Here is a 13103-nt window from a genome sequence, read left to right on the forward strand (position 1 = left end):
CAAGCGAATTGTTCTTCTAATTTTTTAGCGAATATACTTAAAAATAATCAGACAGCCGTTTGGTCAATTTTTAAAAATAAAATCAATTTAAAAAAGTGATAAATCAGCGTCCGTCAAGGGGGTAACTACCTGTTACAGGCTTTGCCGAAACAGATAATGAAATGTTACCCAACGGGAAGCCGTAGCTTCGATGAAGGAACGGGTTTTACAGTCATCTTTCCGAGTTTGGCGCCATTTTTCAAGAGGTTGGCCTACATTTCCAGGCAGGTGTGGAGCCTGACAGTTAGTTTCGTTACGCGCAACGAAAAGCCATCCTTATAGCATGTGATGCATTCCCTAGCTGTACTCCGTCGTGAACTTGCATCCGCGCGAGCTGTTCTGTCTGCTCTTTCCATCACCACCCGGAGATCCGGGAAGATAGAATCCTGATCCATGCGGAGCCTGGCTTATTTTGTTGGCGATCTGGTTATAAATTACTGACACCCATGTGTCTAAATCGATTGGGCGTTATCTTACAGGGTTTTTTGCGCAACACGAATCAATAAGAACGGCTATGGCGGAAAATACAATTCAAATTCTGGTGATTGAAGACGAAGCGGTCCTGGCGTTGTACGTGAGTGATCTGCTGGAGGCTCAGGGCTACGAAGTCGTGGGAATTGCTGATAATGGCCCGGAAGCCCTGACGCTTTACCAACAACACCGGGTCGACCTGATTCTGTGCGACATCAACCTGAAAGGCGATTGGGATGGCATCGAAACGGTCGAGAAAATGCTAACCTTCAAACCCGCGCCCCTCATTTACGTTACGGCTCTGACGGATAAAGAAACCATCGAACGCGCCAAACAAACGTTTCCGGCGGCTTACCTGGCCAAACCCATTCGTCCGGATAACCTGCGCATTGCCGTCGATCTGGCCATTCATACTTTTGTGACGAAAAAACGGACCGCCCTGACACCCGGCGAAACCAGACCGGCCGCAACCGAGAAAGATAGCTCCAGCCGGGAAACCATCCTGCGCATCGAAGAACAGGTGTTCATCAAGCATAACTACCAGTTTGTCCGCATTGCGCTGGAAGATATTCTGCTGCTCGAAGCCGATAATGCCTATACGACCATCATCACCTCATCCCATAAGTATGCCCTGCGGCTGGCGCTCGGTACGACGCTCAACCGGCTGGACTTTCGTCCGCTGGTGCGGGTTCACCGCTCTTACGTGGTGAATGTTAAAAAAATATCCGGTTTTAACGAGCGGGAGATTCATATCCATTCACTCACCATTCCGTTGAGCCAACAGTATAAGGACGATTTTATGCGCCAGTTTCAATACCGCTGACACCATCTCTCAATCACATCCATACATCATCTTCCGCCATGAAATTCCCGCTGAGGCTGCTTTTCGTCCTGTTTCTGCCGATTGGGTACGGGATGGGGCAAACCACCCCGCCAACTACGTATACGGCTTTGCAGGCTCAGGTAGCCGACCTACCCGATACGGTTCGCTTTGAGCGGCTCTCCGATTTTTGCCGACATATGCAGGAAAAGGCTCAATTCGATGAATCGGCCCGGGCCATTCCCGACCTGATGCGGATTGCCCAGCGAAACCGCAACCAGTCGCTGCTGGGCCGAACCTACATGGTGATGGGGTACCAGGAACGGGGGCTTAATAAAGTAACACCAGCAATTGATAACTTTCAGCGAGCCCAGGTGATTTTTGGGACCGCTGGCCAATACCAGCGGCAAATCCGGGCTTTGCAGCGCATCGACAATATTTACGTCCATTTGCGGGAGTTGACAATGGCCGAAAAGTATTGCCTTCGGGCCCTGCAGATTGCCCGGCAGCACAAACTGGAAGGGGAAGTAGCCAATCTCTATACCGACCTTGCTACGATTGCAGACATTCGAAAGAACTACACCAAGGCACTGGATTACAACGAGAAAGCCATTCAAATCTACCGTGCCCGGAAAGAAGATTATTCGGCTACGTTGTTTAACCGGGGCATCATCCTTAAAAACGCCGGTCGGTATCAGGAGTCGATCGACACTTACGCGCAGTGTCTGGCCATTGCTCAACGGACGAACGACCACCTGCTCGCGGGCATGGTTTACGTTAATCTTCCCAACACCCTGCTGCTGCTAAACCGGGCTGACGAAGCCGAGCGCTACATCCGGCGGGCCCTCAAATGGGCCCGGCAGCAACCCCAAAGCCAGTTTTATTACCAGTACATCTACGAAACGCTGACGGACATTTACCAGAAGCGGGGCCAGTATCAGCAGGCGCTGGCGTACCATAAACAGTGGGTTATGTACCGGGATAGCCTCTTTAATGCCGAGAAAAGCCGTCAGCTGATCGAGATCGAAACCCGCTATCAGACCCGGGAAAAACAGCAGCAGATTCTGCAGTTGGATGCCGACAACCTGCGGAAGAAACAGCAGGTTGGCTGGCTGGTGGCCGGTATAGCCCTGCTGGTTCTGCTCTTGGGTATGATGGCGTGGCAGTACCGCACCATCCGGCGGATGAACCAGGCGCTGGGAGAAACCAATCAAACGCTTTCGCAGGCCAACCAGCGCATCAGCCAGCAGGCGGTTCAGCTTAAGGAACTAATGAAAGAATTACACCACCGGGTGAAAAATAACCTGGCGATTGTATCGAGTCTGCTCTATTTGCAGTCTAACCGGCTGGAGGACGAAAACGCCATCCGGGCCGTGCGGGACGGTCAGCAGCGGGTTGAGGCCATGTCGCTGATTCACCAGCAATTGTACCAGACTGATAATGTAACTCTGGTGAGTATGCCCGAATACATTGGTGATCTGGTACACGGGCTGATGCAGTCGTTCAGCCACAAAGATGCGCTGGCGCTGCAACTGGATATCGATCCCATCGAAGTCGATGTCGAAATGGCCGTTCCGCTGGGATTGATTATCAATGAACTGGTCACCAATGTGTTTAAACACGCTTTTCGGGATGTCGCCCAGCCGCAACTGAGCCTCCGTTTATGGACGGATGAACACTTGTTTCTGGAAGTGAAAGACAATGGACCGGGCGTCGACATCGATCAGTGGCAAAAGCCGGGGCGCTCCTTCGGCAAACGGCTGATCCAGTCGCTGACCAAGCAGGTTGGCGCCCGGCTGGAAATTCACAATGAGGGAGGAACCTGTTTTCGACTGATCATTCCGCCCGTTCCAACCGTTGGCGGCTGGAAAAGCCGTTCGGTTACCGTGAGTGATTCGGTATTGGTTTAGCGGGTCAACACGGTCTGAAAAGCGGCTGAACCCTAAAAGCCGTTGAAATTGCCGCGTGAGTTGAAACGGGTTAAGGCTGGTTCCGGCCAGGCGATTTCCTTTATTACGCTACCGTGCATTAAATTTGCAGGTTTCAAAGAATAAATTGAAGGGACGAATCCAGTTATGAACATCTTTGATAGCAGGTTTTGGTTTGGGAGCATTCTCCTTTTAATTGCTTTTCACGGTGTTGCCCAGCAGCAGACGTACTGCAACCCGATGGACATCAGCTATCGGTATAATTTTGAACAATTGAACGAACGGATTTCCTACCGTTCCGGTGCCGACCCGGTTATTATTAACCATAAAGTGGGCAACAAGCCGGGCGAATATTTCCTGTTTGTAACCATTTCGGGCGGCTGGTGGAAGTCGAAGGATTTGGTAAACTGGCAGTATGTGGTTCCGGATAAGTGGCCGATGGAAGATATGTGCGCCCCGGCGGCTGTGTCGGTGCGGGATACGCTGTTTCTGTTTCAGTCGACGTTTGAACAACGGCCCATTTTCTATTCCACCGAGCCGGAGAAAGGCAAGCTGAAGTTTTACAACCGCTGGCTGCCCCGATTGCCCAAAGATATCGGCCCCTGGGACCCGGCGCTCTTTCACGACCCTGACACGGATAAATGGTACATGTACTGGGGTTCCTCCAACGTTTATCCCATCTTCGGGGCGGAACTCGACCACAGCCGCCGGTTGACGTACAAAAATCCGGAACCGTCCAAGGCCTACCAGCCCATGTTGTGGCTAGACCCCTGGCAGCACGGCTGGGAGCGTTTCGGACCCAACCATTCCGACCCCATCAAACCATTCACGGAAGGGGCCTGGATGACCAAGCACAACGGCAAATATTACCTTCAGTACGGTGCGCCCGGTACTGAGTACAACGTTTACGCCAACGGCACCTACGTGGGGAAAGACCCGCTCGGCCCCTTTGAGTATGCGCCCTACAACCCGATTGCCTACAAGCCGGGCGGCTATGCCACCGGTACGGGGCACGGCAACACATTTCAGGATAATTTTGGGAATTACTGGAACACCGGTACCACCTGGCTGGGTATCGTCTGGGGCATGGAGCGCCGGATTGTTATGCACCCCGCCGGTTTCGACAAAGACGATCAGTTGTACGCCAATACGCGCTTCGGGGATTTTCCGCACCGCCTGCCCACCCGCCAGTGGCAGAACAGCAACGAACTGTTTACGGGCTGGATGTTACTCAATTACAAAAAGCCGGTGACGGCTTCTTCTACCCTCGATACGCTACGGGCTGAACTAACCGTCGACGAAAACCCGCGCACCTTCTGGGTACCTACGAAAAACCAGTCCGGCGAAACCCTGACGACGGATCTGGGCGCAGAGCACGACGTTCGGGCGGTGCAGGTCAATTACGTCGATTATAAAAATACCATTTTTGACAGTGACTCTACGGTTTATACGCAGTTTCGTCTCTACGCGTCCAAGGATGGTAAAAAGTGGGACAAAATTGCCGATCTGACACAGGAACCCCGGCGGGACCGGGCCTGCGCCTACGTCGAATTATCCGCCCCCGTGCGGGCACGGTACATACGGTACGAGCACGTCTACACGGCCGGGCCGTACGTGGCCATCAACGGTTTTCGGGTGTTTGGAAATGGTTTGGGAAAGGCACCGGCGACCCCTGCTAAGTTAACCGTCGTGCGGCAGAAAGACCAGCGGAATGCCGACATTACCTGGCAGAAAGTGCCGGGCGCGGTGGGATATAACATTCTGTGGGGAATCGGGAAAGACAAACTCTACCAGACCTACCAGATCTGGAACGACCAGCCCAATCAACTGGAGCTTCGGGCGCTTAACGTTGGCGTGCCGTACTATTTCGCCATCGAAGCGTTCAATGAAAACGGGGTTTCGACGGTGAGCCAGGTGATCGGACCGCAGTAAAACAACGGGCCGCTCCCTGCAGGGAGCGGCCCGTTGTTCGGTTGGTTCATCAAGGTTAACTGGCCGATTCGTCGGTCACTGGGTCTATATCCAGATTGTTTGCTTTCGCAAATTCATCGCGGGTGCCCTCAAAATGGCTGAAAATATCATTGACGGTATCGACGTTGTCCGCAATTTTGGCGTGCATGTCGTCGAGTTGTTTTTCCAGGTACGAATCGTTCAGGCCGTTCATGTTGTCCACCTCGATCTGGCTGATCTTGGTAATCAACGCCGTCTGGCTGTTCTGAAGGTCTTCCAGTTCGCGAACGACTTTATTCATCAAATCAAATTTTTGGGCCTTATCCATATTTTTCAAACGTTGATTGGTTCCTAACTAAACAACATTTGCTCCAGATGGTTTAGTAAAACTTTTCTTTTTCGGAAAAGACCGGCAACTTCGCACCGCTAATCTATTTTGAAAAATACGTACTTCATGAACAAGATTCTCCTATTGATCGGCTGGCTGCTGACCAGCCTGACGTTTGCCCAAACTACGCAGAAACACCCCAAGACCTCCGGAAAAGACTGGAAACCGCTTTTTGCCGCCGACCTGTCCGATGCCGGTTTTCCGAAGGGAATCTGGAGCGTCGAAAGCGGTGTGCTGACCGCAACGGAAGACATTCCCATCTGGACGAAAAAGACCTACAAAAACTTCATTCTGGACCTGGAATTTAAAAATGCGACCGGTACCAACAGCGGGGTTTTCGTTTATTGCAGCGATACGGCCAATTTTATTCCAAACTCCGTTGAGATACAGATTGCCGATGATTACAGTGAGCAGTGGTCCAAAGCACCGGCTTCGTGGCAGTGCGGAGCGTTTTTTGGGCATAAACCCGCCGTTCGGCCCAGGGTCGTTAAACCGGCGGGGGAGTGGAACCGCTACACCATCACCTGCCAGGGCAAACACATCACGGTTTTGCTGAACGGGCAGTTGGTCAATGAAATCGACATGAGTCAGTGGACCTCCGGTAAAACCAACCCCGATGGTTCGGCCATTCCAAACTGGCTCAACAAACCCTGGGCTACGCTGCCCAACGAAGGAAACGTCGGTTTTCAGGGCAAGCACGCCGGAGCACCGATTTACTTCAGAAATATAAAGATTAAGGAATTGAACTAACCTTGACGGTATAAGTGGCTGCTTCCGGCGGGGACATACCGGCTTTCCTGTGACGCAATTCGGTTTTTAAGGTCAAAAGATTGGAAAAACAAAGCCTTTCTTTTAACTAAAAAACGAATTATGAAAAAGTCGCTGGCTGAGTTGATCGGCACCTTTGCGCTGGTTTTCTTTGGATGCGGAGCCGCCGGTATCTCGGGAATTTCGGCAACCGGCCCCGCCGGTATCGGTCTGCTGGGCATTTCGCTTGCCTTTGGTCTGACGGTTGTCGTTATGGCGTACGCCATCGGGCCAATCTCGGGCTGTCACATCAACCCCGCCATTACGGTTTCAATGCTGGTCGCAGGAAAAATCAAAACCAGCGAAGCCATTGGTTACATCATCGCGCAATTTGCGGGTGCAACGCTGGCTGCGGGCGTTTTGTACCTGATCGAAAGCGGAGCCCCGGGTTTCATGATGAAAGAATGGGCGTTGGGGGCCAACGGCTGGGGGCCGGGCTATCTGGCTGCCTACAACGCGACGTCTGCTTTCGTTGCGGAAACGGTGCTGACCTTTCTATTTCTGCTGGTCATTTTCAAGACAACTGCCAAATGGGGGAACAGCACCATGGCGGGGCTGGCCATCGGGTTTACGCTCGTCCTGATTCATCTGGTTGCGATTCCCATCACGGGTACGTCGGTAAACCCCGCGCGCAGCTTCGGACCGGCTGTATTTGCGGGCGGTCTGGCCGTGCAGCAACTGTGGCTGTTCATCGTGGCGCCGATTCTCGGCGGGGTGCTGGCGGCTCTGGTCTGGAAAGGGGTCTTTGAAGATGCCGTCGTGGCTTAGCGCCGATTGCCGGTGCCGTGATAAGATTTGTCGTTCTCACCTGCCTAACCTGCCCGGGTTGCAACGGTTCGCCGTTTCGGTCCCGGGCAGGTCTGCGTTCAGCGGGGCGATTACCAGGAACTGTTTGCCGACTCCGCCGAAAAGTCTTTCAATAGTCCGAGCACTTCTTCAACGCCCTCAAGCCGGTAGGCCGCGCTGGTAGGGCCGGGTCCGACCTTGACGGTGTACTGATTTTCCAGGGTCAGGGCCGAGAACATGTCTTCATCGGTGCGGTCGTCGCCGATGGCCAGCACAAAGTCGTAGGGGCGGGCCAGTGATAACTGCTTGGCAACCTTTCCTTTGTCGGTCTCGGTGCTTTTGATTTCGACTACACAATTGCCGTCGATCACCCGCAACTGATAAGGCAGTAAATTCTCCAGGGTGTTGATGAGCTCGCGGGAGCGGACAAAACCCGTTTCTGATTCGGAACTGCGGTAATGCCAGGCCAGCGAATGGCTTTTTTCCTCAATAAACGAACCCGGGCAGCGGGTAACAAAATCGACCAGAATAGGGTTGACGATCTGTTTCCAGGAACCATCGTCCAGAATATCACGGCGCCAGAGTCCCTGCTGCTTGATGTATGAACCGTGTTCGGCTACCATGTCGATGGGCAGAAAACCGAGCCATTCGTCGAGCGTCTGCTGGTCGCGCCCACTGATGATGACCACGTAATTTTCCCGGCGGCTGGCCAGCCGACCCAGAATATTGATGACCTCGGCGGGGGGAGATGCTTCCTCCGGCTTGGTTTTGTAGTTGACGAGGGTGCCGTCGTAATCGAGCAGCAAAAGCCGTGAGCGGGCCTGGGCGTAGCGTTCCTGAAGTGAAAAATCCACCTCGGAATTCAGCAGTAAGGGAGCCAATGGCGTGGGTTCTCTATTCTGTGTATTTTGCATAGTTAACAACGATTCAACAAAGCTGCTGGCCCATTTTTTTACGTCATACTCCTTCAGGCGTCGCTGCATGATGGCAATCCGGCGGGCCTGTTCTTCCGGCTCCATCTCGAGCGCCTGTTTCATTTTGTCGGCCACTTCGTTTTCGTCCATCGGATTGATGTGCAGGGCCGTACTGAGTTCGTTGGCGGCTCCGGTCATTTCGCTCAGGATCAGCACACCCTGGTGGTCTTTGCGGGCCGCCACAAATTCTTTCGCTACCAGGTTCATGCCGTCCCGGATGGGCGTAATCAGGGCCACGTCGCAGGCCGTGTAGAGCGCAAGCAGTTGCGGAAACGGCACCGAACCGTACCGGTAAACAATCGGCCGCCAGATCAGCGTCCCGTATTTCCCGTTGATTCGCCCGACGGCCTGCTCGATCATAACTTTCCGTTCGCCGTATTTCTGGATTTCGTCGCGTGATGGCACCACCACCAGAATAAAGGTCAGCCGTCCAATCCATTCCGGGTATTTCCGGAAAAAAGCCTCCAGTGCGTCCAGACGCTGCATGACTCCTTTGGTATAATCCAGCCGGTCGACCGAAAATATAATTTTGTTGTTCTGATAAGCAGTCTTCAACGCTTCCCGTTCCACAATAACATCCTCGTTGTCGTACGAATCATGGTACAGCGAGTAATTGATGCCGACCGGAAAAGAGTCCGATTGAATCAGCCGGTCCTGGTAATTGATCTTCCAGATTTTGTGCTGAACGCCCAGGTTGATCTGGATCGATTGCAGAAAGTGAATGTTGTAATCGTTGGTGTGAAAACCGATCAGGTCGGCCCCCAGCAAGCCGGTTAAAAGGTACTCTTTTACTTTATAGGGCAGAATCCGAAGGATTTCATAGGAGGGAAACGGGATGTGCAGGAAATAGCCGATGGTGGCGTCGGGCTGTTTTTCCCGAATCAGCTTGGGTAACCCCATAAAATGATAATCGTGCACCCAGACGATATCCTGCGGTTGCAATAGTTGCGCGACGGTTTCGCTGACGGCTTCGTTGGCTTTCTGGTAGGCAATAAAATCTCGTTCCTGGTAATCGACGTACGTTGAAAAATAGTGGAACAGCGGCCAGAGCACGGAATTGGAAAAACCATTGTAGAAATCCTGCTGAATCTTGCGTTCCAGGAAAACCGGAACATACTCAAAATCGTCGTTTACCAGGTGCTGGTGTTTCTCCCAGGTCCGGCGGGAAAAATCGGCGCAACCAATCCAGATCGGTTTTTCCCGGGCTTCACTGAAGTCCAGCGATTTCATCGCCGTTACCAGCCCTCCGGCGGATGCTTTCACCGTTGTGCTGCCACCAGCGGTTTCAATGGAGAATGGTAAACGATACGATACGATAATCAGTCTGTTGTTGTTCTTCATAGCGGGAGCGGATAGGTTCTCGGTTTACGGCTTTTGGGCAGATAAGCAGCCCGGCGGATTGGCGTTCCTGAACTGTAAACTGAGTACCGTAAACTAGTTTACGAATGACGTTGGGCACTTAATGATAAGGCTATTTACGGCAGAATGGTTCGAAAAAAAAAGATTAGAGAAATTCTAATCCGGTCGGTAGCCGTGAAAGGAGTAGCAAAACGTATCCGTAAAAATCTGGTACACAGCTACGTCAGAACGGGGCTGACGTAGCTGTGTACCAGCAATGGCAAGTTTACTCAATAATCGACTTCAGCAGCCGAACCGGAACCAGCGCCTGCGCCGGGCGGTTCTTAAGCTCATAATTCAGGTCCGAAATGGCTCTTTCCAGCAGATACGTTTCCAGCATCACCTGAAAATCTTCCTTGTTCTTCGGAAAGAAATCGGTTCCTTCTACCGTCTCAAGATAAGCCTTCAGGAAGATTTCGCCCATCTGGTAGGCCCACAAGTCGGCAAACGACAGCATATTTTTAACCTCTTCTTTCGGGACCTGACTTGTGGCAAAAAAGCCCTCGTAGGCGACGTAGTAGAACGACCGGATCATGGCGGCCACATCCCGCAACGGCGACCGTTTGATTCGTCGGGTGCTGACACTCTGCTGCGGGTTGCCGCCAAAATCCTGAATGGCCAGGTCTTTGCCTGTCAGCAGCACCTGCGCCAGGTGATAATTGCCGTGAATCCGAATTTTCAGCGCATCGAATTTGTGAGAGTAAATCCGTTTGAAAGCGGTCAGCATCTCCTGTTTTTTACCCAGAATCGGGGCAATTTCCTGCTGAAGATCCGGCAATAAACCGTTCAGATTATGATCGAGAACCTGATACGTTTCGCGAACGAGCGACTGCATTCCGGAGAACAGCGAACGCTGGTAGTGCAGCGAGAAGGCTTCGGGAGCGAAATCCTTCAGGGTGGTGTTCGCCAGCGCCAGGTGCAACTGGCCGGTACGGATGCCCAGCAGACGGGCCTGTTCCGAAGCCGTTCCGCCGAGCAGTTCGCGGCAGTTGGGCGACAGGTCCTCGAAGCTCATCGGGTCCGTCCAGCTTCCCTGCCGGCAGATGCTCGACAGCGTGTCTTTGCTGCGGGCCAGAATCCGCTCGATGTAGTTGTGAATCCGTTCGAGCATGAAGCTGTGGCCGTCCCCGTGGTTTTCGATCATTTCTTCAATCATACCCAGGGCCACAGTTCCTTTTTCCGACTGCCACTCAATGGTTCCGACAAACGTCGGAGCATATTCAAAGTTGGCCTCTTCGGTCAGATACCGGCTTATTTCAACGTCGGAATTGCTGTTCCAGTCCACTTTCCGGTACATCTTCAGGAAAAAGCGGTTGTCGTAGGTAATCGCCGTGTAATCCCGGTCGGCGGTGTGCACTTTCGATTTGGGCTCGTCGGTTTTCGGATCGTAGTTGCGAAGAGGACCGTTCGCCGAGAAAACAAGTTTGCCTTTCTGAGCCGGAATCGATTGGCTGGCAACCAGATTGGCAAACAGCAATTGATGGAGTCGGGTCGTAAACAAAGCATCGCACAGCAAGCCTTCTTCTTCGCCGAGTTTCATCTGCGCGAGCACGGCCTGCGGATTGCTGGCTGTAATCTGACTCGCCCGTTCGCCCTGCACGAACGTGACCGGAATCTGGTACAGTTCGGGCATTCCCTGTTCGTACGTCACTTCAATCAGCAGCAGCGTACCCTTTTTGTCGGCCAGCCCGACAACGGCCTGGTCGGTAATGGCAATGCCCTCGATGGTGCGGCCTTTGCCGATAAACCAGTGAGCTTTCTCCAGATAAACCGGGAGAATTTCGTTTTCCAGTTTGACCCGGGCCCGGTTTTGCGTCAGATCCTCCCATTTTGCCAGCGTCAGCTCGGGCGTATTTCCCAAATCGGCTTCTGGGTGTACTTTCTGGAGCGTAAACCACTGATAGTCATACGGTGCCAGCGTAAACGGATAAGTGTGTTCGTCTTTAATAACCGGGAAACGGTTTTTGCTGAACACCTCCACGGGCCGGTACCCTTTGTAATCAATCAGGTCAATTTCCGCCGGTTGCGAGTGTTTCGACAGGTTGACCACGATCAGCAGCGTTTCGTCTTCGTAGGTGCGGGTGTAGGCCAGCACTTTAGGGTTCTCGACGTTCAGAAACTTCAGGTCGCCCCGGCCGAACGCCTTGTGCCGCTTCCGCATATTAATCATGCGCTTCGTAAACCACAGCAGCGAAGATGTATTCTGCCACTGCGTTTCCACGTTGACGGCTTCGTAGTGATAAGCCGGATCGAGAATGACCGGCAAGTACAATTTTTGCGGGTTGGTCACCGAAAAACCGGCGTTCCGGTCGGGCGTCCACTGCATGGGGGTCCGCACCCCGTCGCGGTCGCCGAGGTAGACGTTATCGCCCATGCCAATTTCGTCGCCGTAGTAGAGGACCGGGGTACCCGCCAGCGAAAACAGCAGGCTGTTCAGGAGTTCGATTTTGCGCCGGTCGTTGTCCATCAGCGGAGCCAGCCGGTGCCGAATACCCAGGTTAATCCGGGCTTTCGGGTTTTTGGCGTACATCTTGTACATATAATCCCGCTCGTCGTCGGTCACCATTTCAAGCGTCAGCTCATCGTGGTTGCGCAGGAAAATAGCCCACTGGCAGGTTTCCGGAATCTCGGGCGTCTGGTCGAAAATGTCGGTGATCGGATACCGGTCTTCCATCTGTACCGCCATGAACATGCGCGGCATCACCGGAAAATGGTAGTTCATGTGGCACTCGTCACCGTCGCCGAAATACGAAGCTGAATCTTCGGGCCACATGTTGGCTTCGGCCAGGAAAACGGTTCCCGGAAAATTATCATCGACGTGTTTACGGAGTTTTTTCAGGAAATCGTGCGTTTCGGGCAGGTTTTCGCCGTTGGTCCCTTCGCGCTCGTAGAGATAGGGCACGGCATCGAGCCGGAAGCCGTCGACGCCCATCGAGCACCAGTAATCCAGAATCTTCATGACCTCTTCCTGCACCAGCGGGCTGTCGTAGTTCAAGTCGGGCTGGTGGTGGAAAAACCGGTGCCAGTAGTATTGCTGCGCCACCGGGTCCCAGGTCCAGTTGGAGGCTTCAAAGTCCTGGAAGATAATCCGGACGTCCTTGTACTGGGTCGGGTCGTCAGTCCAGACATAATAATCCCGTTCCGGCGAACCTTTCGGCGCCCGGCGGGCCCGCTGAAACCAGGGGTGTTGGTCGGAGGTGTGGTTGATAACCAGCTCCGTAATAACTTTCAGGTTACGGTTGTGGGCTTCCTGGAGAAACTGCTGGAACTGCTCAATGTTGCCGTACGACGGGTTGATGCTGTAGTAGTCGGCAATGTCGTAACCGTCGTCGCGCAGCGGAGAAGGGTAGAAGGGAAGCACCCAGATGGCCGTTACGCCCAAATCCTGTAGGTAATCCAGCTTTTCGAGCAGACCCTGAAAATCGCCGATCCCGTCGCCGTTGCTATCGCGGAAGGCTTTAATGTGTAATTCGTAAATGATGGCATCCTTGTACCAATGGAGTTTGTCGTCTAAAGCTGTTTTCTGTGTTGCCATGTTTTAT

General features: G+C 53.0%; 8 protein-coding genes. 5 read left to right on the forward strand and 3 right to left on the reverse strand.

The annotated features are described in order from the left end of the window. The first annotated feature begins 553 nt into the window (after positions 1-553). The 3 genes from OQ371_RS13050 to OQ371_RS13060 all read left to right on the forward strand — a co-directional run bounded on the left by OQ371_RS13050 (position 554) and on the right by OQ371_RS13060 (position 5190). Positions 554-1333, forward strand: a complete 780-nt coding sequence (locus tag OQ371_RS13050; RefSeq protein ID WP_265994212.1) for a response regulator — start codon at positions 554-556, stop codon at positions 1331-1333. 38 nt (positions 1334-1371) lie between these two features. Then, the gene (locus OQ371_RS13055) at positions 1372-3240 is read left to right on the forward strand and encodes a sensor histidine kinase (RefSeq protein ID WP_265994213.1); all 1869 of its coding nucleotides are present in this window, start codon (positions 1372-1374) and stop codon (positions 3238-3240) included. A gap of 258 nt (positions 3241-3498) precedes the next feature. Continuing rightward, positions 3499-5190, forward strand: a complete 1692-nt coding sequence (locus tag OQ371_RS13060; RefSeq protein WP_265994214.1) for a family 43 glycosylhydrolase — start codon at positions 3499-3501, stop codon at positions 5188-5190. Between the two features lie 55 nt (positions 5191-5245). On the opposite strand, the gene OQ371_RS13065 is transcribed toward OQ371_RS13060, so the two are convergent. Continuing rightward, a complete protein-coding gene (locus tag OQ371_RS13065; protein ID WP_265994215.1) occupies positions 5246-5509 on the reverse strand; it encodes a hypothetical protein in 264 nt (87 codons plus the stop codon). Between the two features lie 153 nt (positions 5510-5662). Here OQ371_RS13065 and OQ371_RS13070 point away from each other — a divergent pair, with 153 nt between their 5' ends. Together OQ371_RS13070 and OQ371_RS13075 are read left to right on the forward strand one after the other, a co-directional pair. Beyond that, complete coding sequence (locus OQ371_RS13070) at positions 5663-6346, forward strand: 3-keto-disaccharide hydrolase (RefSeq protein ID WP_265994216.1); 684 nt, start codon at positions 5663-5665, stop codon at positions 6344-6346. Positions 6347-6403: 57 nt separating this feature from the next. Continuing rightward, positions 6404-7171, forward strand: coding sequence for an MIP family channel protein (locus tag OQ371_RS13075; protein WP_310586637.1), 768 nt, complete (start codon positions 6404-6406; stop codon positions 7169-7171). Between the two features lie 110 nt (positions 7172-7281). On the opposite strand, the gene OQ371_RS13080 is transcribed toward OQ371_RS13075, so the two are convergent. Then, entirely contained in the window at positions 7282-9504 is a 2223-nt protein-coding gene (locus tag OQ371_RS13080) for a bifunctional alpha,alpha-trehalose-phosphate synthase (UDP-forming)/trehalose-phosphatase (protein ID WP_265994217.1), read from the reverse strand. A gap of 283 nt (positions 9505-9787) precedes the next feature. Then, entirely contained in the window at positions 9788-13096 is a 3309-nt protein-coding gene (treS, locus tag OQ371_RS13085) for a maltose alpha-D-glucosyltransferase (protein WP_265994218.1), read from the reverse strand. Positions 13097-13103 lie beyond the last annotated feature (7 nt).

This window comes from Larkinella insperata, assembly GCF_026248825.1.
Taxonomy (GTDB): domain Bacteria; phylum Bacteroidota; class Bacteroidia; order Cytophagales; family Spirosomataceae; genus Larkinella; species Larkinella insperata.